Below are 21,146 nucleotides of genomic sequence, written 5' to 3' on the forward strand. Positions count from 1 at the left end.
ATTGTATTGCGCGCGCTTCGGCGCCACTTTCGAGATCCTGAATATATGACTAAGACCCTCATCATCGCAGAGAAGCCCTCTGTCGCGAACGATATCGCGAAGGCGCTCGGCGGCTTTACCAAGCACGATGAGTACTTTGAATCCGACGAGTACCTGCTGTCCTCCGCCGTCGGCCACCTGGTCGAGATCGCCGTACCGGAAGAATACGACGTTAAGCGCGGCAAATGGACGTTTACGCATTTGCCGATGATCCCGCCGCATTTCGCCTTGAATCCGATTGCCAAAACGGAATCACGTCTGAAAGTGCTGACAAAGCTGCTCAAGCGCAAGGATGTCACCGCCACCATCAACGCATGCGACGCGGGGCGCGAGGGTGAACTGATTTTCCGCCTGATCATGCAGTACGCCAAGGCCAAGCAACCGATCCGGCGTCTCTGGCTGCAGTCGATGACGCCGGCGGCCATCCGTGACGGGTTTGCGCGACTGCGCGAAGACAAGGACATGCTGCCCTTGGCCGATGCCGCACGCTGCCGCAGCGAGGCAGACTGGCTGATCGGCATCAACGGCACGCGTGCCATGACCGCCTTCAATTCCAAGGAAGGTGGTTTCTATTTGACAACCGTCGGCCGGGTTCAGACGCCGACGCTGTCGATCGTGGTCGAGCGTGAAGAGAAGATCAAGAGTTTCGTGCCGCGCGACTATTGGGAAGTGCGCGCCGACTTCGTGTGCGCCGCCGGCATCTATGAGGGCCGCTGGCTCGACACAAAATTCAAAAAGGATGAAACCGACGCGGAAAAGCGGGCCGAGCGTCTGTGGAGCAAGGCAGCCGCCGAATCGATCGTCGCCGCATGCCGCGGCAAGCAAGGCACGGTCACGGAAGAATCCAAGCCCGCGACCCAGATTTCTCCCGCCCTGTTCGACCTGACCAGCCTGCAGCGCGAGGCCAACGCGCGCTTCGGCTTTTCCGCGAAGAACACGCTAGGACTGGCGCAAGCCCTGTATGAAAAGCACAAGGTACTGACCTATCCGCGTACCGATTCGCGTCACCTGCCGGAAGACTATATGAATACGGTCAAGGAGACGCTGGAAGTCGTGGCGGAAAACAACAACTACCATCAGTTCGCGAAGCAGATCCTGAACAAGAGCTGGGTGAAGCCGAACAAGCGCATCTTCGATAACACCAAGATCAGCGACCACTTCGCCATCATTCCCACGCAACAGGCGCCGAAAAACCTGTCGGAACCCGAACAGAAGCTGTACGACCTGGTGGTGCGACGGTTCCTGGCGGTGTTCTTCCCCGCTGCCGAATTCCTCGTGACGACGCGCTTCACGGAAGTCTCCGGCCATACCTTCAAGACCGAAGGCAAGGTGATGACGAATCCGGGCTGGCTCGCCATCTACGGCAGGGAAGCGGCCAACGACGACGACAAGGAAAACGCGGGAACGCTGGTGCCGGTCGCCAAGGACGAGAAGGTCAAGACCGACAAGATCACGGCGAACGGACTGGTGACCAAACCGCCGGCGCGCTATACCGAAGCGACGCTGCTGTCGGCGATGGAAGGCGCCGGCAAGCTGGTCGAGGACGAGGACCTGCGCGAAGCGATGGCCGGCAAGGGCTTGGGGACGCCAGCCACGCGTGCGGCCATCATTGAAGGTTTGTTGAACGAGAAGTACCTGCTGCGCGAAGGCCGCGAGCTGATTCCGACGGCCAAGGCCTTCCAGCTGATGACGCTGCTGCGCGGCCTCGGCGTCGACGAATTGACGCTGCCGGAGTTGACCGGCGAATGGGAATACAAGCTGGCGCAGATGGAGCGCGGCAAGATCAGCCGCGAGGAATTCATGCGCGAGATTGCCCAGATGACGCAGATCATCGTCAAGCGCGCCAAGGAATACAACAACGACACCATCCCCGGCGATTACGCGACGCTGAAGACGCCCTGCCCGAATTGCGGCGGCGTGGTGAAGGAAAACTATCGACGCTTCGCCTGCACCAAGTGCGAATTCTCGATGACCAAGATTCCCGGCAGCCGCCAGTTTGAAATCGCGGAAGTCGAGGAACTGCTGGCCAAGCGCGAGATCGGTCCGCTGCAGGGATTCCGTTCCAAGATGGGCCGCCCGTTCGCCGCCATACTCAAGATCGTGCGCGACGAAGAGATCAAGAACTACAAGCTGGAGTTCGACTTCGGACAGGGCCAGGAAGACGACGAGGATGGCGAAGGCGTCGACTTCTCCAACCAGACACCGCTCGGCGCCTGCCCGAAGTGCGGCAGCGGCGTGTACGAGATGGGCCTGGCCTATGTATGCGAGAAGACCGTCGCCAAGCCGAAGGCCTGCGACTTCCGCAGCGGGCGCATCATCCTGCAGCAGGAAATCGTGCCGGAACAAATGGCCAAACTGCTCAACGAAGGCCGCACGGACCTGCTGCCCGGCTTCATTTCGCAACGTACCCGCCGCCCGTTCAAGGCTTTCCTGGTGAAGGACAAGAATGGCAAGGTGAGCTTCGAGTTCGAAGAGCGCAAGGCCAAGGTACCGGCGAAGGGCAAGGCGGCCGCCACGGAAGAGGCGCAGGAAGAAGCACCGAAAAAGGCCGCGGCGAAAACAGCAACAAAGACGGCAACAAAGACGGTTACGAAGGCGGCGGCCAAGCCGGCTGTGAAAAAAGCGGCTGCGAAAAAGAGCGCAGCCAAGAAAGCCGCGTGAGGCTTGCGCCGTGAGGCGTGGCGAAGAATCAGGAGCCAGCGATGAACGAGATGATTGAAAGCAGCCCGAGCAAGGACGAATGCAATCTCGCGATGCTGGCGCATCTGCTGGGCGTCTTCACCGGCTTTGTCGGAGCGCTGGTTCTCTGGCTGGTGAAAAGGGACGAAGCGGGCTTTGTCGCGCAGGAGGCACGAGAAGCGCTGAACTTTCAGATTACGGTCGCAATTGCCCTTGCCGCGAGCGTGATGCTCAAGCTGATCCTGATCGGCTTCCTGCTGTTCCCGCTGATCTTTCTCGCGAACTTCATCTTCAGCATCCTCGGCGCCGTCTCGGCGGCCAAGGGGAAGCATTACCGCTATCCGATTGCGCTGCGCCTCGTTAGCTGACCCTCTAACAGGCTGCTAACGCCGCGCTTGCGGTTCAAGGCCTTCATAGCGCGGACAATCGTCATCCATCGCCGCCCACGCCGGCAGCTTCGTCGCGAAGATATGTGCGGCCGGGCGCGCGTCAGTCGGGGTATCAATCGTTCCCATGCGGAGCCGCAGCACATCCGGCGAGCCATCGCGGCGTGAATACAACGGCGTTCCGCAGCGACTGCAGAAGGCCCGCATCTTTCCGGGCGAGGATGCATACTCGGTGATCAGGCCCTGCCCCTGCAGCCACTGAAGGTGCGCTGCGTCGATCGGTGCGGCCACCACGGAGGTGCTTCCCTGCGCCTTGCGGCAATCACTGCAATGACAGACGGTGATGGTGCCAAATTCACCTTCGTAGCGATAGCGCACGCCACCGCATAAGCAACTTCCTTCGATCATGTTCTTCCTTTCCTGAAAAAAGCGCAGCACGATTCCCGCGTGGAAATGTCCGCCGGAACTCACCCCGGAGAGCAACAGTCGAACTGGATACGCATCACTTTATTTACAAGTTTCAACCTGATCTTCCGGAGGGCAAGATGAGTACATGCAAGCTGATGTCAATTGCCAGCGCATTGACGATGGCAACAGTTCTTTCCGCCTGCGGCAGCACGCCGACCCACCAACAGGTGGGCATAGGCACGGGCGCGGTGCTGGGCGGTGTCGCAGGTCATGTCCTGACTGACAGCACGGTAGGTACGGTCGGCGGCGCGGCGGTCGGCGGACTGATCGGCAACGAAGTCACCAAACCGAAGAAATAAGTCAATCCTTCCCGGCGAGCACGTCCGGCTCGAAGAAACACCACTTGGCCTGCGGCCACTTGCGCTGGATACTTTCTTCCACCACGTTGATCGCATCGACCAGCGCGGCATCGGATGCCTGCTGCCGCATCTTGGCTTGCACGGCGATCATCAACTGCTCCCCCCATTGCAGCGTGATCAGGTGAATCACGTGGTCTACTTCGTGATGGTTTTCGATATGCGACTTGATGGCGGCATGCACTTCGGGCGCAGCCGATTCACCGGTAATCATCGCCTTGACTTCGCGCACGATGAAGATCGCGACGATCATCAGCAGGACACCGACCGCAATCGATCCGATGGCATCCCAGACCGGATTGCCGGTGACGACAGCCAGCAGCACGGCGATGAAGGCGAAGCTCAGGCCGGCGAGCGCGGCGATGTCTTCGCCGGCCACCACCATCAGTTCTGACTGACGCGTTTCGCGGAACCACTTCGCGAAGGATTTCCCGTGCGAGATCTTGCGTATCTCTTTCATCGCACCATAGAGGGAAAAACCTTCCAGCGCCACGGAGATGCCGAGCACCGCCAGGGCAACGACAGGACTGCTCAGGGGTTCGGGATGCTTCAGGTGCCCGATGCCTTCCATGACCGAAAACGCGCCGCCGAGGAAGAACAGCAGCAGCGCAACCATCATCGCCCAGAAGTAGACCACGCGACCGTAACCCATCGGATGCAGTTCATCGGCGGGTTTCTTCGCTTCCTTGAGGCCGATCAGCAGGAAGACCTGATTGGTGCAATCGGCCAGCGAGTGAATCGACTCGGCCAGCATGGCCCCGGACCCCGTATAGAGAGATGCGGCAAACTTGGCGACCGCGATGCCGCCGTTGGCACCGAGCGCATAAAAAATCGCCTTGGTAGAACCGTCGGAATGGGATGACATGGGATTATCAAAAAGAAAATGACGGCGTCACATTACTTGCTGTTTCGATTGCACGCAAGTTTTTCTCCTGCCCAGGGATACATGGCGGAACAAGTGCCGCGCTGCACGCATGCGGCCGTCGGGAAATTTCCATCACACAGTGGCTCTCCGGTAATGTGCAACACGATGTATCAGGCCGAAGCTATGCCGGAACTTTCGCTTATTGAAAGATTCTACTCACTCGCATGCATGCAATTTTGGCATGATGGATATCTCATGTCGCTTCTCACGCTTTCAGCGAATCAGCACGATTTCTTAAGGAGAATTCTTATGATGAAATGGACCATCCCTTTGGCATGCGCTCTGGCACTCTCGGCATGCGGCACCACTGGAACGGGAACCACTTCCGGTTCGTCTTCCGGTATGGGCTCAGGCTCGGGATCCGCTACCGGCACCATGTCCACACCAAGCTCCGGCGCATCGGGCAGCTATGGTTCCGGCGCCAGCGGCACGTCCAGCACCAGCCCCGGCTCGTCCAGTTCCTCGCCAAGCTCAAGCAGCAATTCCAGCACCCCCGTGCCGACCACGCCGGCGCCAGGCTCGTCGTCGTCGAGCGGCTCGACGGACATGCCCGGCACCTCGGGCACCTCAAGCAGTTCAGGTACAAGCGGCTCGACCGGTTCATCGACCTCCGGTTCCACATCGAAGTAATCACCCTTGGCAGTGCGCTTCGCGGCGGCGCGTCGTCGGTCGCGTGGCTCACTGCTGCTCCTGCTAGCGCAGGCACTGTCCCGTGCCATCCTTCCCTCCAGGGCGAAGCTGTTTTTCCTTCACGCCCTCTTCTCCAGCGCGAGCAGGAATCGCTTGCGCTCCAGTCCTCCCGCATAACCGGACAAGCCTCCGGAACTGCCGAGCACGCGGTGACAAGGCACGATGATCGAGACCGGGTTGCGTCCGATGGCCGTGCCCGCAGCACGTATGGCTTTCGGATTGGCGACACGTTGTGCGACATCCTGGTAAGTGCTCGTGCTGCCGTAAGGCAGTTCGCGTAATACTTGCCATACCATCTGCTGGAAGGCGGTGCCGTGCAGGTCGAGTGAGAGATCGAATGCGCTGCGCTTGCCGGCGAAATACTCGTCGAGCTGGGCGCAGGCATCGCGCAAATGCGGCTGCCGGTCATCGCGTGTCCAGCCCAGCGGGCCGTTGAAGTATTTGTGCTCGTCGAAATACAAGCCGGCAAGGCCAACGTCGCTTGCAGCAAGCAGCAAGGTGCCGAGCGGGCTGGGATGTTCGGTGTAATACATCATGATCAAGCCATCCATAATGCGAGTGCCGCGTAGCCGCGCCATGGCGACCATGCGACGGCGCGTGCGGCGAGTTGTTTTTCGGTGAGACGCGCGCCATCGCCGGCGGCGGCTTTTTGCAAGCCGAGATCGCCGGCGGGGAATGCGTCGGGAAAGCGCAATGCGCGCAGCGCGATGTAGTGCGCGGTCCAGTCGCCGATGCCGCGTACGGTTTTCAGTCGGGCGACGGCCTCGTCGAGCGGCAGCCCCGGCGGCATGTGCAATCCGCCCTGCGCGGCGAACTGCGCGAGATTGCCTATCGTTTGCGCACGGGTCTGCGGCAAGCCGATGGCGGCAATGTCAGCGGACTCCAATGCGGCGAGATCTTCGGCAAGCGGAAAGTGATAGGACACTGACGCATACGGCGTCACAACCGGTTTGCCGAAGCGTTGCACCAATCTTCCCGACAAGGTCGTTGCACCCGCGACGCTGACTTGCTGGCCGAGCACCGCGCGCACCGCCAGTTCGAAGGCATCGAATGCGCCCGGCACGCGCAGGCCGGGCAGCGCATCGATGCGTGGCGCGAGCAAGGCATCCTGGCGCAGGTGTTCTTCGATCTGCGACGGATTGGCGTCGAGGTCGAACTGGCTGCGCACGCGTGCGAGCAGCGGCATCAGCACCGGCGAAAGCGACGGCGCCGCTTCCAGTTCGAGCTGTCGCCGGTCGGGCAGGTGCGTCACTCGCAGCCAGCCTTCGACCTGGCCGATGCGCACGCTGCGCAGATAGGCGCCCTGCGGGTGATCATCCAGCACCGCTTCCACCGAGCGAATCGCTCGCCCGGACAAGTAGTGCAAGATCCGCGGCCAGTCGAACGGCGGCCGGTAGGCCAGGCGCAGCTTCAGCGCATCGGGCGTATCGAGGCTGTTTTTTTCGGAAGTCCGCCGGATGGCCGTCGGCGCGATGCCGTAGCGCGCCGCGAACAAGGCGTTGAACCGCCGCACGCTGCCGAAACCTGCGGCATAGGCGATATCCGCCATCGGCAAGCGGGTTTCCTGCAGAAGTTTTTTCGCGAACAAGAGGCGCTGCGTCTGCGCCAGTTCGACGGGCGTCACGCCGAAATGCTGCAACAGCACACGGCGCAACTGGCGCGAGGACAGACCTACCTCTTCTGCCAGCCGTTCGACATCGCCGTCGTTGAGCGCGCCGGCGGCGATGCGTTGCCAGACCGCGTGCGCCAGGTTTTGCTGCAAGGCATAAGGCGCCAGTTCCGGGCGGCAGCGCAGGCAGGGGCGAAATCCGGCGGCTTCCGCCGCAGCCGCAGAGCTGAAGAACCGGCAGGACGATTCACGCGGCGTCTTCACCGTGCATACCGGGCGGCAGTAGATGCCGGTAGTTGTCACACCGGTGAAAAAAACGCCGTCGAAGCGCGTGTCCTTCGCCGCCAGCGCGCGGTAGCAACTGGCGTGATCCAGGGTCGGTATGCCGGCAGTCGGCGTCATGTCGGGGCTGTTCATGGCTACTTTATACGCGCCGCTCCAGTCGGCGTCTAGCCGTTTTCGGACATGAGTTTCCTTGGCGAGACCATCCCGGTTTGATGCAGCGCAGATCAGTTGCACCCCGTATTTCTACTACTTTCCTGCGGTAAGGGCTTGGAGTAATCTGGCCGGAGCCAGATTTCTTATGCGTCGTCCATGGAGTTCCCCTCCAGCGTCCGGGATGTTTCGGTTGGGCGTTCTACGCGATGCATAGGTAATCGGGTCCCAAAACAACCAACAAGAAGGATGAGACGCAATGAGACACCACCTGATGGCGGCGGTCGCCGCGCTATGTTGCACCACAGCACTCCACGCAAAAGACATCAAGATCGCGCACGTGTACGACAAGACCGGTGCGTTGGAAGCCTATGCGAAGCAGACGCAGATCGGCCTGATGATGGGACTGGATTACGCCACCAACGGCACCATGCAGGTCAATGGCAACAAGCTGGTCGTCATTGAAAAGGACAACCAGGGCAAGCCCGACGTGGGCAAGTCGCAGCTGGCTTCCGCCTTCGCGGATGACAAGGCCGATATCGCGGTCGGCCCGACCAGTTCCGGTGTGGCGCTGGCCATGCTGCCGGTGGCCGAGGAATACAAGAAGATCCTGCTGGTCGAACCGGCCGTGGCAGATGCCATCACCGGCGACAAGTGGAACCGCTACATCTTCCGCACCGGCCGCAACTCCTCGCAGGACGCGATTTCGAATGCGGTGGCGCTGGAAAAGGAAGGCGTGTCGATCGCGACGCTGGCGCAGGACTATGCCTTCGGCCGCGATGGCGTGAAGGCTTTCAAGGAAGCCCTGAAGAAGGCCAAGGTGGTGCATGAGGAATACCTGCCGACCAACACGACGGACTTCACCGCCGGTGCGCAGCGCCTGTTCGATTCCCTGAAAGGCAAACCGGGCCGCAAGGTGATCTTCATCATCTGGGCAGGTGCGGGCAATCCCTTCAAGATCGCCGACCTCGATCCGAAGCGCTACGGCATTGAAATCGCCACCGGCGGCAACATCCTGCCGGCGATGGCCGCATACAAGAACTTCCCGGGCATGGAAGGCGCGACCTATTACTACTTCGCCATCCCGAAAAACCCGGCCAACAACTGGCTGGTCACCGAGCATTACAAGCGCTACAAGTCGCCGCCCGATTTCTTCACGGCCGGCGGCATGGCGGCAGGCATCGCGCTGGTGGAAGCCTTGAAGAAGACCGGCGGCAACACCAACACCGAGAAACTGATTTCCACCATGGAAGGCATGAGCTTCGACACGCCCAAGGGCAAGATGATGTTCCGCAAGGAAGACCATCAGGCCATGCAGTCGATGTACCACTTCAAGATCAAGGTCGATCCAGCCATGCCCTGGGGCGTGCCGGAGCTGGTGCGCGAGATCAAGATGGATGAGATGCAGATTCCGATCCGGAACAAGCGGTAATTTCTTCGCGTCGTCTTTTTTACTAATCTACTGTCGAGTAATCCGCGGCGAACCCCGTCCCCCTGCAAGGGGGCGGGGGTGCGTCGCTGCATTGCACTGACAGCGGAGGATCGCATGCCCCTGCACCACGCCGGTTCGCTCGAAACCCGCAATCTCACCATCCGCTTCGGCGGCCATGTCGCGGTCAATGCCGTGTCCTGCGCGTTTGCGCCTGGCACGCTGACGGCCATCGTCGGGCCGAACGGCGCCGGCAAGACGACCTATTTCAATCTGATCTCCGGCCAGCTCAAGGCCAGCGAGGGACAGGTGCTGCTGAACGGCCGCGATATCTCCGCGCTGTCCGCGTCGGCCCGCACCCACGCCGGACTGGGCCGCGCCTTCCAGCTCACCAGCCTGTTTCCGAATCTGAGCGTGATGGAAAACGTGCGGCTTGCGCTGCAATCGCGCCAGCACATCGGGCTGGATATGTGGAATGTGTGGAACCATCATCGCTCCCTGATCGAGCGTGCGGAACAATTGCTGGAAAGCGTGGCCTTGTCCGCCAAGCGCGACATGCATGCGGCGGCGCTGCCGCATGGCGATCAGCGCAAGCTGGAGGTCGGCTTGCTGATGGCACTCGATCCCGAGGTCTACATGTTCGATGAACCGACCGCCGGCATGAGCGTGGACGAGGTGCCGGTCATCCTCGACCTGATCCGCGCACTGAAGGCGCGCCGCGACAAGACCATCCTGCTGGTCGAGCACAAGATGGACGTGGTGCGCGAACTGGCCGACCGCATCATCGTGCTGCACAACGGCACGCTGATGGCTGACGGCGATCCGGAAACGGTGATCGCCTCGCCGGTGGTGCAGCAAGCCTATCTCGGCCTGGCGCCGGTGGAGGATGCAGCATGAATGCACCGCTCTTGAAACTCGACGGCGTGCACACGCACATCGGCGCCTATCACATCCTGCATGGCGTCGATCTGGAGGTGCCGCGCGGCCAGCTGACCATGCTGCTCGGCCGCAACGGCGCGGGCAAGACCACCACGCTGCGCACCATCATGGGCTTGTGGCAGGCGTCGCAGGGACGCATCACGTTCGACGGCATGGACATCACGGCCAGAGCGACGCCGGACATTGCGCAGCTCGGCATCGCCTACGTGCCGGAGAACATGGGCATCTTCGCCGACCTGTCGGTGAAGGAGAACATGCTGCTCGCAGCGCGTTCGGCGCGTCGCATCGAGGAAATCGACGACAAGCGGCTGGAGTGGATTTTTTCGCTGTTCCCCGCGATGAAGAAATTCTGGCTGCATCCGGCCGGCAAACTGTCCGGCGGACAGAAGCAGATGCTGGCGGTGTCGCGCGCGATCGTGGAGCCGCGCAAGCTGCTCTTGATCGACGAGCCGAGCAAGGGCCTGGCGCCGGCAATCATTGCCAACATGATTGCGGCCTTTCGCGAACTGAAGCAGACCGATACGACCATCCTTCTGGTCGAGCAGAATTTCAATTTCGCGAAGCAGCTCGGCGACACGGTGGCGGTGATGGATGACGGCAGGATCGTGCATCGCGGCCTGATGCAGGAACTGGCGGAAGATGAAGAACTGCAGACACGCCTGCTGGGCTTGTCGCTGGCGGCACATCATTAGACAGGAAAACAGGATGGAACAAACCGCAACCATATCGACCGCGCCACCGGCGGCGAAAAAAATCGACTGGGCGCCGCTTGCGCTGGTGCCCGCGCTCGCGCTGGCCGCACTGCCCTTCGTCGGCTCCACGCCCACCTGGGTGACGCTGACGGCGGCAGGGCTGGCGATGGGAATGATCATCTTCGTGATTGCCTCCGGCCTGACGCTCATCTTCGGCCTGATGGATGTGCTCAACTTCGGCCACGGCGTGTTCATCGCGCTGGGCGCCTTCGTCGCCGTGTCGGTGATGGGCGCGCTGCCGGAGTGGTCGAATGCGGAGAGCCTGGCGCAGAATCTCGGTGCGCTCGGCGCGGCGATGCTGGTGGCGATGCTGGTGGCCGGTGTTCTCGGCGCCATCTTCGAACGCGTGCTGGTGCGCGTGGTCTACGGCCAGCACCTGAAGCAGATCCTGATCACGATGGGCGGCATGGTGGTCGGCGAGGAATTGATCAAGGTATTCTGGGGGCCGCAGCAGATTCCGCTGCCGCTGCCGCCGTCGCTGCGTGGCTCGGTCTTTCTGGGCGATGCCGCGATCGAGAAATATCGCCTGATGGCGGTGGTGGTCGGCCTGATCGTGTTCGCCGCGCTGGTGCTGATACTGAACCGCACCAAGCTCGGCCTGCTGATCCGCGCCGGCGTGCAGGATCGCGAAATGGTCGAGAGTCTCGGTTATCGCATCCGCCGCCTGTTCGTCGGCGTGTTCATCGCGGGTTCGGCACTGGCCGGACTCGGCGGCGTGATGTGGGGCCTGTATCAGCAGAACGTGATCCCGCAGATGGGCGCGCAAGTGAACGTGCTGATCTTCATCGTGATCATCATCGGCGGGCTCGGCTCGACGGCGGGCTGCTTCCTTGGCGCGCTGCTGGTCGGATTGCTGGCCAATTACACCGGCTTCCTTGCGCCGAAGATTGCGCTCTTCTCCAACATTCTCCTGATGGTGGCCATCCTGTTGTGGCGTCCGCAGGGCGTTTATCCGGTGACCAACAAATGATGACGCGCCTCCTTTCCCACGACCTGCCGCGCAGCCGCGTGCTGGCGGTGATCCTGACCGTGATCGTGCTCGGGCTTGCCTTCGCACCCTTCCTGTTTCCCGGCGCGAAGTCGATGAACGTGGCGGCGAAGATCCTGATCTTCATCGTGCTGGTTGCGAGCTACGATTTGCTGCTCGGTTACACCGGCATCGTGTCCTTCGCACATACGATGTTCTTCGGCATCGGCGCATACGGCGTGGCCATCGCAAGCTCGCGCATGGGGCCGGGCTGGAGCAGTCTGTTGGTCGGCGTGCTGGGCGCGGTGGTGCTGTCGGTGCTGCTGTCGCTGGTGATCGGCCTGTTCTCGCTGCGGGTACGCGCGATTTTCTACGCCATGATCACGCTGGCGGTCGCGTCCGCGTTCCAGACACTGGCATCGCAGCTGTCCGAGATCACGGGCGGCGAGGACGGATTGAACTTCAAGCTGCCGGAGGTGCTCGCACCTTCATTTCAACTGAGCGAAGATCCTTTCCTCGGCGCCTGGCTGGACGGCAGGTTCATCACCTACTACCTGGTGTTCGTCGCGGCGGTCATTCTCTTTCTCGCGATGCTGCGCATTGTCAATTCACCCTTCGGCCATGTGCTCAAGGCCATCCGGGAAAACGATTTCCGCGCCGAAGCGATCGGCTATCGCATCGTGGTGTTCCGCACCTGGTCGAATGTACTGGCGGCTGTGTTCGCCACGCTGGCGGGATGTCTGCTCGCCATCTGGCTGCGCTACAACGGACCGGATACGTCGCTGTCCTTCGAGATCATGATCGACATCCTGCTGATCGTGGTGATCGGCGGCATGGGCACGATGTATGGCGCGATCTGCGGCGCGACCGTTTTCCTGCTGGCACAGAGTTACCTGCAGGACCTGATGGCGCTGGCCGCGAATGCCACGCAGGCGGTGCCGGTCCTGTCCGCCCTGCTGTCGCCCGATCGCTGGTTGTTGTGGCTGGGCGTACTGTTTATCCTGTCGGTGTATTTCTTCCCGACCGGAATCGTCGGCAAACTTCGCACATGGAGGACGTGATGCTTCCTGCTTCTCATTACCTGCGCTGCCGTGATCGTGAAATCCATTATGTCGAATGGGGCGCGAAGGACGCGCCGCCGTTGATCATGTGGCATGGGCTGGCGCGCACCGGGCGCGATTTCGACGACATCGCGGCAGAACTTTCCGACACCTACCGCATCATCTGCCCCGACACCATAGGCCGCGGCCTGTCGCAATGGAGCCCGGATCCCGATGCGGAATATTGCCTCGCGTTCTATTCGAAGATCGCGCAATCGCTGGTGGACCAGCTGGGCTTTTCGCGCGTACGCTGGATCGGCACTTCGATGGGCGGCGCGATCGGGACGGTGGCGGGCGCAAGCACATTGAAGGGCCGCATCAGCCACCTGGTGCTCAACGATAACGGCCCGTCGCTGGCCGCCGCCGCAATCGAGCGCATCAAGTCCTATGCGGGCAATCCGCCTCAGTTCGATACGGTGTCGGAACTCGAAGGCTTTTTCCGCACGGTATACAAGCCCTACGGCTGGCAAAGCGATGCGCAATGGCGGCGCATGACCGAAACCTCCACGCGCCGCATGCCGAACGGCAAAGTGACGCCGCACTACGACCCCGCGATGGTGCGGCAGTTCATCGTTCACCCGAACGATTACGATCTTTGGAACGAATACGATGCCCTCGACATGCCGACGCTGGTACTGCGCGGCGCGGAATCGGATCTGCTGCTGCAGGAAACGGCCGATGAAATGAAGCGGCGCGGACCGAAGGCGCAGGTCGCGGTGATTCCCGGCTGCGGACATGCGCCCGCATTGAACGTACCCGAGCAAATTTCGCTGGTCCGAAACTTCCTCGCCGGCTGATTGCCAATCAGTAAGCGGCCCGTGGCCCGGAAGATCCGCCGGGCCACACGTTCTTTCGCTTTACGCTAAACTCGTCCGTTCCTCCTCTGTTCCGGCGAGATTCCGACATGCTCACTGCCACCCGCGCCCCGCAACTGAAAACCGTCCTGATCGCCAGCGGCCTGGTACTCACGCTCGCCATGGGCGTACGCCACGGCTTCGGATTCTGGCTGCAGCCGATTTCCCAGGCACACGGCTGGACGCGCGAGACCTATTCGCTGGCGATGGCGCTGCAGAATCTGCTGTGGGGTGCGTTCGGGCCGTTTGCGGGCATGGCAGCGGACCGCTTCGGCACGGCGCGGGTGGTGATAGTCGGTGCCTTGTTCTATGTGGGCGGCCTGCTGTGGATGGCGATGGTGAACCAGCCGATGCTGTTCGTGATCGGCTCCGGCGTCCTGATCGGTGCGGCGCTGGCCTGTACCGCATTCGGCGCGGTCAGCGGCATCATCGGGCGCGTCGCGCCGGACGAGAAACGCTCATGGGCATTCGGCATTTCGTCGGCCGCCAGCTCCATCGGCCAGTTCCTGATGATGCCGGTCGAGCAGCGGCTGATCTCATCCACCGGCTGGGATACCGCCTTCTTCATTCTCGCGGCGCTGGTCGCGATCGTGATGCTGCCGATGGCATTCGGCCTGCGCGAACTGCCGCATGACAAGGCGGCCGGGCATCATCAGAGCATGAAGGAAGCGATCAGGGAAGCCTTCTCGCATCGCCCCTTCCTCTTGCTGGTGGCGGGTTACTTCGTGTGCGGATTCCAGCTCGTGTTCATCGGCGTGCACATGCCGTCCTACCTGAAGGACAAAGGCATCATGGACCCCGGCGTTGCGGTGATGGCGCTGGCGCTGATCGGCCTGTTCAATATTTTCGGGTCCTATTATGCGGGCAAGCTGGGCGGCTTCCTGCCCAAGCGTTACCTGCTCTCGTCCATCTATCTCACCCGCGCCATCGTAATCGCGCTGTTCCTGCTGGCGCCGCTCACGCAATGGTCGGTGTATATATTTGCCTCTGCGATGGGCCTGTTGTGGCTGTCGACCGTGCCGCTGACCAACGGCGTGATCGCCGGCATCTTCGGCGTGCGCTATTTGTCGATGCTGTCGGGCTTCGTCTTCTTCTCGCACCAGGTCGGCAGCTTCATCGGCGTGTGGCTGGGCGGCTATCTGTTCACGCGTGACGGCAACTACAACACGGTATGGGGCATCACGATCGCGCTCGGCGTATTCGCTGCGCTCGTGAATCTGCCGATCAACGAGAAGGCGATCGTGCGCCAGCACGTCGCGGTCGCCTGAGCGCCCGAGCACTATCATGCGCGAGCAGATCAAACGCTTCCTGTTCGGCGTCGCCCTGGCGGCGGTGCTGGCGATCGGGTTTCTCGCCTACCTGCGCCCTTCCTTCATTGTCGATCTCGCCAACCGTATCTATCTATGCTTCTGAATTCCTCCGCACCGCTCGCCCGTCCCATCGTGCAAAGCCTGGGCGCTTCGCGCATTCGTGAGGTCGCCAATGCCGGCATCGGCGTGAGCGACGTGCTGCCCTTCTGGTTCGGCGAACCGGACGAAGTCACGCCGGCCTTCATCCGCGACGCCGCAAGGGAAGCGCTCGACGCGGGCGATACCTTTTACACGCACAACTTCGGCATCCTGCCGCTGCGCGAGACCATTGCCGCCTACCTGTCCACGCTGCACGGAAACGTCGATGTGAACCGCGTGGCCGTGACTTCTTCCGGCGTATCGGCATTGATGCTGCTGTCGCAACTCATCATCAACCCGGGCGACCGCGTGGTGGCCGTGACGCCGCTCTGGCCGAACCTGTTCGAGATCCCGAGAATCCTGGGCGCGGAAGTGGCGCGCGTGCCGCTGCAGTTCGGCCAAACTTGGGAACTCGATGTCCAGCAATTGCTGGACGCGCTCACGCCGGGAACCAAAGCCCTGTTCCTCAATTCGCCGAACAATCCGACCGGCTGGGTCATCACCGCCGAGCAGCAGGAAATCGTCCTCGCGCATTGCCGCAAGCACGGCATCTGGATCCTCGCCGACGACGTGTACGAGCGGCTGGTCTATGACAACGCGAACCCCAAGGCCTGCGCACCGTCCTTTCTCGACATCGCCTCGGACGAAGACCGCATTGTCTCCGCCAACAGCTTCTCCAAGTCGTGGCTGATGACCGGCTGGCGGCTCGGCTGGGTGGTGGCACCGCCCGCCGTGATGGCCGACTTGGGCAAGCTGGTCGAGTACAACACTTCCTGCGCGCCCGGCTTCGTGCAACGCGCCGGCATTGCCGCCATTCAGGGCGGCGAGGATGTGATCGCGCACACCGTCACCCGCTATCAGGCGGCGCGCGACTTCCTGTATGAGCGCCTTAACACCTTGCCCGGCGTAACCTCGCCCAAGCCGAAGGGCGCGATGTACCTCTTCTTCCGCGTGGAAGGCGCACAGGACACGCTGGACTTGTGCAAGCAGCTGGTGAGGGAAGCGAAGCTTGGACTCGCGCCCGGCAATGCCTTCGGCACTGAGGGCGAGGGATATATCCGCTGGTGCTTTGCCAGTTCGCTGGAGCGGCTGGATGAGGGGGTGCAGCGGCTTGCGGGGTTTCTTGAGAAGCGCTGAAGAAAAACTTCAGCGCGAAGAGTGCGGGCTCCGATGGATCTGATGGCGTACGGTTAACAAAACCGTGCATGCCTTGAATATTCCGGAAGCCGGATCAGTCATCGCCATTCGGCAACAAGGCCCCTAATTGTTTCTGCAATTGCGCGAAGCGTCGCTGATTTGGGGCAAGCTTGTCCGCATGTAAAAGTGTTTTTCGTGCTTCCGTCGCCATCGTCGCATCTGCGCCGTTTTGCTCCATATACGCGATCAAAAGGTGGGCGTAATTGAACAATACGCGCACATTCGACGGCAATACGCTCCTGGCATGCCGCATCCATTGCACCGCTTCCGCGAGCTTCCCCGCCTTCCACAGGATGACGCCGCGATCCATCAACTCGCTCGCTTCCCGACGTGCGGCGTTCACGATGTCGGCGCCTTGTTCGCTCATGCGTGCCTTGTCGAAGATCTGCTGCACTTCCAGCGCGAGCGGCACATTGTCGTGATTGTTCTTCACGACTTCCCTCAACAGTTCTACCGGTGCGTCCTTGACTCCGACGGCGAATAGCAGCCGTGCCATGTCCAGGCAGGTATCGGCGTCGGGCCGTTCATTGGTGTTGTCCAACAGCTCCGCCAGTTCATCACCGGACTTGCGCGCTTTCATCCAGTCGCCGCTTTCGTGATAGACCAGACCTTCCGTGACCTTCGCCCGCAAGCGAATTTCTTCGGTGTCGAACTCCTTCTGAACGGTGGCCAGCAGTTGCAGCGCTTCCTTCGCCTGGTTCTTTTCCCCCCATACGCGCGCCAAGCCGAAATAGGCATCCGGCGTTTTCAGTACAGAGTGTTCCCCAATCTCCACGCTTTTGCGGAACGCCTTCTCGGCCACATCGAAGTGGCCCATCTTCAGCGCGATTGCGCCAAGGTTTTTCTGGCGCAGTACCGAATTGGGAGAGAGCTTCGCCGCACTTGCCAGCACCTGTTCCGCCTCGGCGAAGTGTCCCAGTTGAAGCTCCGCAAAGGCAAGCTGATCGTAGGCGTCCAGGTAGAAGACGTTTTCCTCGATCACTTCCTGCAAGAGTTGCCTTGCGCTTTCATATTCGCCGCTTTGCACGTGTATTTTCGCGATGCCGGTCTTCGCCCATACGAATTCCCGCTCGACCATGACTTGCTCGAAGACCGCGCGCGCATGCTCCGGCTCGCCGCTTTTCATGAGCAGGTTTGCCTTCATGCGCATCAGGTCCAGCGCGTGGAGTCGATCGGTCTCCAGGCGTTCGTGGCACAGCTCGACCGCTTTCAGATAATCCTTGGCATCGTAGGCGCGGTCGATTTCCTGAAACACTTGCTTTCTCGCCCAGGCGCGGTTCAAGCGCGTCAGGAGAAAGGCTTCGGTGAGTGGTTTGAGCAGGTAGCCGTCCGGCTGGTATTCGGCGGCGCCCATCACCGATTCGACGTTCTTGACGCCAGACACCATGAGCCAGATACAGGCAGGTCCGACCAGGTCGCGGATCTTGGCCTCTTCCAGCACCTGCTGGCCATTCTTGCCACCACCGAGATGGTAGTCGCACAGCACGACATCGTACTTCTTCTTTCTCAGCATGCTGGCCGCGGCAGCGCCATTTTCCGCCTGGTCGATATAGCGCGCGCCCAGACTGTGCAGCATGTCGCGCAACATCTGGCACATGCTGGGAAAGTCATCGATCAGCAAGTACTGCTTGCTTATCCAATCGGTGATTTCACGCTTGTCCATACCTGTCCTTCATTCTTGCGTTCACGGCAAGCGCAGCACGAAACAACCGCCGCCGCAACTTCCGCCATTTTCCAGCGCAATGCTGCCATGGCGGCCGCGATGCTTGTGCGCCTTGGCGACCTCGCTCGAAAAATACAGACCCAGACCAGTACTGCCGGTCGTGAAATCGACGCCGCTGTCGATAGTCGCTCCCGCTTCCAGCATCGCCGGCGGAAACCCGCGACCGTTATCCTCCACGCGGATTTCCAGCAACTCGCCGACTTGATTGATGATTAAACGGATCTTGTCACTGGTGTAATGGATGGCATTGTTGAGGGCATGTCCGACGACGCCGACCACCAGGTCCTCGTCGAAACACCAGATCAGTTCCGGCGGGTAGTCGGCCTCGAATGCGATGCCCTTGGCTTCGAGCAAAACGCGGTGTTGTGCTTCGATCTCTGCGACGAAATCGGCAATGGCTTGTGGCTGGGGATCGAACGGATAAGAGGGACTGCCGACTCGTTTATACAAGGCCAGCAGCTGGATCAGATTGTCGTTCATGCGCCGCGTTTCATACAGCAAGTGCACCACCTGCCGGTAGGCGGGCAGCGCTTGCACCGCAGGGTCGAGCAAGACCGCTTCAAGGGTACCGCTCAACATGCTGATGGAATTCTTCATGTCGTGAGCGGCCGAGGCCAAAAATATCGGCAGATCGGGCTGGGGCGGATGGTCTTCCATGGTTCGCTCGCTACGAGGGCAGGAAATGCCGATGGGATAGGCTGCCTAGACAAACTTTCCTATGAGCAACATCATAATACATGTCATTGGGGATCAAGTGCGATGCTTATCGGAGATTTTTCGTCATGCCCGAGGGCTAGCGAGGGAGCACCGTCTTGAGAAGCGCAAAAAATCTCGACGCGCCACAACTGTCGTTGGGGTGAACTACTGAGGTGTACAGCCCCCGTTTAACCGCCGTTCAGCCTTGAGAGCACATGTGCGGCAGCTTCCCAAACCCGCGAAAGCATACAATCGAGGTTAAGGAGAAATTCCCGTACGGTCGGTCGGAAGCGCAACTATCCGGCAACGACGCGCTGCATCGATGTCTTGTCGTGCACCCAGGTGTCGTCAAAGAAGGCCACTTCTCCGCTGGCCAGGTTGTGTTTGGCGCCGATGATGCCTATCTTGCCGGCGGCGATCATGTGCTCGAGGATATAGCTGCGGTTGATGATCGATCGCACTGAGCGGCGCACATTCAGGTCGGCAACATTCTCCACGAACGCAGTGTTCTTCGAATTGCGCCTTGCCGGGTCCGGGGTGTGGCTCTCTTCGTACACCGCCGGCTGGATCTTCGACAGCAGTTCGGTCAGGTTGCCAAGCTCTACATGGTCGCAGGCCCCCTTGATTGCGCCGCACGAGGTGTGCCCGAGCACTACAATGAGTTTCGACCCGGCCACGTGGCATGCGAACTCGAGGCTGCCGAGGATGTCGGTGTTGATCACGTTGCCGGCGATGCGTACGGAGAAGATGTCGCCCAGGCCTTGGTCGAAGATCAACTCTGCTGACGTGCGGCTGTCGATGCAACTGACGATGGTGGCGAACGGCCATTGGCCGTCGCGCGTCTCGTTGGCCTGCTGCAGCAAATCGCGGCTGGCGCGCAAGTTGTTAACGAAGCGGGCGTTGCCGTCCTTGAGGAACTGCAAGGCAAGTGCCGGGGTGCAAGTGGCTTGAGTTTCGGAGGTATGCGTTTTCATGGTCGGGCGTATCTTGATTTTCGACAATTGGGCTTGGCCACTATGTTAACTACAAGCAAAAATAATTAATAATCGATATTAGTTATCATATGTATAGTTAAAAATCTATGAACACCACTTTTCGCCAGTTGCGCCTCTTTCTGGCGCTGGCCGAGCACGGCAGTGTCACTGGCGCCGCCAAGGCATGCCATGTCACGCAGCCAACGGTGTCGATGCAATTGCGCGAGCTTGCCGACGCCGTCGGCCTGCCCCTATATGAACAGATCGGGAAGCGCCTTCACCTGACCGAAGCTGGCGAGGCGCTCGCCGAGACAGCACGGGCAATGCTTGACGAATGGATGGAGTTCGAGCAGGCCATCAATGCGATGAAGGGGCTTGAGCAGGGGCGGTTGCGCGTCGCCCTGGTGAGCACCGCGAAGTACTTCGTGCCGCGTCTGCTGGGCAGTTTTTGTACGAAACATCCGAACATCGAGATTGCTCTTGAGATTCTGAACCGCGATGGCGTCGTCGCGCGCCTACGCGAAAACCGTGACGATCTTTACATTATGTCGATGCCGCCCGAGAGCCTTGACCTCGAACAGCATGCATTCCTGCACAACCCCTTGGTTTTGATTGCTCCCGCAGGGCACCGACTGAAGGGGCGCCATCTGGAACTCACTGACCTCCTGGCGGAGCGATTCATCCTTCGAGAACGTGGTTCCGGCACGCGCCTCGCATGCGATGCTTACTTCGCGCGCAGCGCTTTCGTACCGGCCGTGCGGCTGGAGTTGGGCAGCAATGAGGCGATCAAGCAGGCCGTTTCCGGTGGCCTTGGTCTTGCCGTGATCTCGCGCCATGCACTTCCAGCCCGGCCGGAGGACGATCAACTGACAATTCTCGACGTGACGGGATTCCCGCTCCAGTCCCACTGGTTCACTCTGTATCCGCGCGGCAAAAGGCTTTCCCCGATTGCGGCTGTTTTCCTCGAACATCTCAAGCGGTCAGCATTCGAATGGAGTGAGCGGCGCGAGTCAGGCGTGTAGCAGGTAAGAATAGCCAACACCAACTACAGCCGAGTTGCTGCCCGCATCTGCTCACCGACGACGACATACGAGGTGCTCTTGCTCAGATGTATGCCTGTCTTTGTCCTGGTGGCGGTTGCGTCATAACGGTTCGTGACTACGATAACGAGCCAAGAGGAACGAACATCGTCAAGCCATACGGCGTTCGGATGCAAGGGCAAAGCCGCTACCTGCTCTTTCAGGTATGGGACTTTGAGGATCGGTACTGCAACATCACGATCTTCTTTGTGGAAGAGAATATGGCGAATGGCGAAGTGAAGACGCACGCAATGCGGTCGCGGTACTACGCGATCTCGACGTCGACACTGTTAAGACTGATGACTGAGGCTGGATTTAAAGATGTCAGGCAATTGGATGATGCGTTCTACCAGCCGGTACTCATTGGTACGAAGCGCGCATAACGAATCTGCTAAGCCAGC

At 60.7% G+C, this 21,146-nt stretch carries 23 protein-coding genes; 15 read left to right on the forward strand and 8 right to left on the reverse strand.

The features are described from left to right. Window positions 1–45 precede the first annotated feature (45 nt). Window positions 46–2,700, forward strand: a complete 2,655-nt coding sequence (locus E6W33_RS02080) for a DNA topoisomerase III (protein ID WP_136413750.1) — start codon at window positions 46–48, stop codon at window positions 2,698–2,700. A 41-nt stretch (window positions 2,701–2,741) separates the two neighbouring features. Further along, window positions 2,742–3,086: a DUF4870 domain-containing protein gene (locus E6W33_RS02085; protein ID WP_136413752.1), complete on the forward strand. Its 345-nt coding sequence runs from the start codon at window positions 2,742–2,744 to the stop codon at window positions 3,084–3,086. Window positions 3,087–3,101: 15 nt separating this feature from the next. On the opposite strand, the gene E6W33_RS02090 is transcribed toward E6W33_RS02085, so the two are convergent. After that, complete coding sequence (locus E6W33_RS02090; RefSeq protein WP_136413754.1) at window positions 3,102–3,512, reverse strand: GFA family protein; 411 nt, start codon at window positions 3,510–3,512, stop codon at window positions 3,102–3,104. Window positions 3,513–3,649: 137 nt separating this feature from the next. On the opposite strand from E6W33_RS02090, the gene E6W33_RS02095 reads away from it, so the two are divergent. Further along, window positions 3,650–3,871 carry a glycine zipper 2TM domain-containing protein gene (locus E6W33_RS02095; protein WP_136413756.1) on the forward strand — a complete coding sequence of 74 codons (222 nt, stop codon included), beginning with the start codon at window positions 3,650–3,652 and terminating at the stop codon, window positions 3,869–3,871. 1 nt (window position 3,872) lies between these two features. Here the strand turns inward: E6W33_RS02095 and E6W33_RS02100 are convergent, their stop codons facing one another. Next, the gene (locus E6W33_RS02100; protein WP_136413758.1) at window positions 3,873–4,793 is read right to left on the reverse strand and encodes a cation diffusion facilitator family transporter; all 921 of its coding nucleotides are present in this window, start codon (window positions 4,791–4,793) and stop codon (window positions 3,873–3,875) included. On the opposite strand from E6W33_RS02100, the gene E6W33_RS02105 reads away from it, so the two are divergent. After that, entirely contained in the window at window positions 4,787–4,999 is a 213-nt protein-coding gene (locus tag E6W33_RS02105; protein ID WP_136413760.1) for a hypothetical protein, read from the forward strand. The genes E6W33_RS02100 and E6W33_RS02105 overlap by 7 nt on opposite strands. 261 nt (window positions 5,000–5,260) lie before the next feature. Here the strand turns inward: E6W33_RS02105 and E6W33_RS02110 are convergent, their stop codons facing one another. From E6W33_RS02110 to E6W33_RS02120, 3 genes are read right to left on the reverse strand one after another with little or no spacing between them, the layout of a single operon-like run. Then, complete coding sequence (locus tag E6W33_RS02110; protein WP_136413763.1) at window positions 5,261–5,572, reverse strand: hypothetical protein; 312 nt, start codon at window positions 5,570–5,572, stop codon at window positions 5,261–5,263. A gap of 30 nt (window positions 5,573–5,602) precedes the next feature. After that, complete coding sequence (locus E6W33_RS02115; RefSeq protein WP_136413765.1) at window positions 5,603–6,079, reverse strand: methylated-DNA--[protein]-cysteine S-methyltransferase; 477 nt, start codon at window positions 6,077–6,079, stop codon at window positions 5,603–5,605. 2 nt (window positions 6,080–6,081) lie between these two features. Then, entirely contained in the window at window positions 6,082–7,569 is a 1,488-nt protein-coding gene (locus tag E6W33_RS02120) for a DNA-3-methyladenine glycosylase 2 (protein ID WP_136413767.1), read from the reverse strand. A 277-nt stretch (window positions 7,570–7,846) separates the two neighbouring features. On the opposite strand from E6W33_RS02120, the gene E6W33_RS02125 reads away from it, so the two are divergent. From E6W33_RS02125 to E6W33_RS02160, 9 genes are all read left to right on the forward strand, one after another. Then, on the forward strand, window positions 7,847–9,019 hold the full coding sequence (locus E6W33_RS02125; RefSeq protein WP_136413768.1) for a substrate-binding domain-containing protein: 1,173 nt from the start codon (window positions 7,847–7,849) through the stop codon (window positions 9,017–9,019). Between the two features lie 114 nt (window positions 9,020–9,133). Beyond that, complete coding sequence (locus E6W33_RS02130; protein ID WP_136413770.1) at window positions 9,134–9,913, forward strand: ABC transporter ATP-binding protein; 780 nt, start codon at window positions 9,134–9,136, stop codon at window positions 9,911–9,913. Next, on the forward strand, window positions 9,910–10,647 hold the full coding sequence (locus tag E6W33_RS02135; RefSeq protein ID WP_136413772.1) for an ABC transporter ATP-binding protein: 738 nt from the start codon (window positions 9,910–9,912) through the stop codon (window positions 10,645–10,647). The genes E6W33_RS02130 and E6W33_RS02135 overlap by 4 nt, the downstream gene beginning before the upstream one ends. Window positions 10,648–10,660: 13 nt before the next feature. Beyond that, window positions 10,661–11,677 carry a branched-chain amino acid ABC transporter permease gene (locus tag E6W33_RS02140; protein WP_136413774.1) on the forward strand — a complete coding sequence of 339 codons (1,017 nt, stop codon included), beginning with the start codon at window positions 10,661–10,663 and terminating at the stop codon, window positions 11,675–11,677. Beyond that, window positions 11,674–12,735 carry a branched-chain amino acid ABC transporter permease gene (locus tag E6W33_RS02145; RefSeq protein WP_136413776.1) on the forward strand — a complete coding sequence of 354 codons (1,062 nt, stop codon included), beginning with the start codon at window positions 11,674–11,676 and terminating at the stop codon, window positions 12,733–12,735. Before E6W33_RS02140 ends, E6W33_RS02145 begins: the two co-directional genes overlap by 4 nt. After that, window positions 12,735–13,571: an alpha/beta hydrolase gene (locus E6W33_RS02150; protein WP_136413778.1), complete on the forward strand. Its 837-nt coding sequence runs from the start codon at window positions 12,735–12,737 to the stop codon at window positions 13,569–13,571. The genes E6W33_RS02145 and E6W33_RS02150 overlap by 1 nt, the downstream gene beginning before the upstream one ends. A 107-nt stretch (window positions 13,572–13,678) precedes the next feature. Beyond that, entirely contained in the window at window positions 13,679–14,896 is a 1,218-nt protein-coding gene (locus E6W33_RS02155) for an MFS transporter (RefSeq protein WP_136413781.1), read from the forward strand. A 16-nt stretch (window positions 14,897–14,912) separates the two neighbouring features. Continuing rightward, the gene (locus E6W33_RS27765) at window positions 14,913–15,041 is read left to right on the forward strand and encodes a hypothetical protein (protein WP_282183673.1); all 129 of its coding nucleotides are present in this window, start codon (window positions 14,913–14,915) and stop codon (window positions 15,039–15,041) included. Beyond that, complete coding sequence (locus E6W33_RS02160) at window positions 15,032–16,213, forward strand: pyridoxal phosphate-dependent aminotransferase (protein WP_136413783.1); 1,182 nt, start codon at window positions 15,032–15,034, stop codon at window positions 16,211–16,213. The genes E6W33_RS27765 and E6W33_RS02160 overlap by 10 nt, the downstream gene beginning before the upstream one ends. A 94-nt stretch (window positions 16,214–16,307) precedes the next feature. On the opposite strand, the gene E6W33_RS02165 is transcribed toward E6W33_RS02160, so the two are convergent. The 3 genes from E6W33_RS02165 to E6W33_RS02175 all read right to left on the reverse strand — a co-directional run bounded on the left by E6W33_RS02165 (window position 16,308) and on the right by E6W33_RS02175 (window position 19,666). Next, window positions 16,308–17,936 carry a tetratricopeptide repeat-containing response regulator gene (locus E6W33_RS02165; protein ID WP_136413785.1) on the reverse strand — a complete coding sequence of 543 codons (1,629 nt, stop codon included), beginning with the start codon at window positions 17,934–17,936 and terminating at the stop codon, window positions 16,308–16,310. Window positions 17,937–17,957: 21 nt separating this feature from the next. Further along, window positions 17,958–18,653 carry a HAMP domain-containing sensor histidine kinase gene (locus tag E6W33_RS02170; RefSeq protein WP_136413787.1) on the reverse strand — a complete coding sequence of 232 codons (696 nt, stop codon included), beginning with the start codon at window positions 18,651–18,653 and terminating at the stop codon, window positions 17,958–17,960. Window positions 18,654–18,988: 335 nt separating this feature from the next. Then, the gene (locus E6W33_RS02175; RefSeq protein ID WP_136413789.1) at window positions 18,989–19,666 is read right to left on the reverse strand and encodes a carbonic anhydrase family protein; all 678 of its coding nucleotides are present in this window, start codon (window positions 19,664–19,666) and stop codon (window positions 18,989–18,991) included. A 107-nt stretch (window positions 19,667–19,773) separates the two neighbouring features. Between E6W33_RS02175 and E6W33_RS02180 the strand changes: the two genes are divergently transcribed. Together E6W33_RS02180 and E6W33_RS27240 are read left to right on the forward strand one after the other, a co-directional pair. Then, a complete protein-coding gene (locus tag E6W33_RS02180) occupies window positions 19,774–20,688 on the forward strand; it encodes a LysR family transcriptional regulator (RefSeq protein ID WP_136413791.1) in 915 nt (304 codons plus the stop codon). A gap of 86 nt (window positions 20,689–20,774) precedes the next feature. After that, window positions 20,775–21,128: a hypothetical protein gene (locus E6W33_RS27240; RefSeq protein WP_136413793.1), complete on the forward strand. Its 354-nt coding sequence runs from the start codon at window positions 20,775–20,777 to the stop codon at window positions 21,126–21,128. Window positions 21,129–21,146 lie beyond the last annotated feature (18 nt).

Source organism: Herbaspirillum sp. ST 5-3 (assembly GCF_004804275.1).
Taxonomy (GTDB): Bacteria; Pseudomonadota; Gammaproteobacteria; order Burkholderiales; family Burkholderiaceae_D; genus Noviherbaspirillum.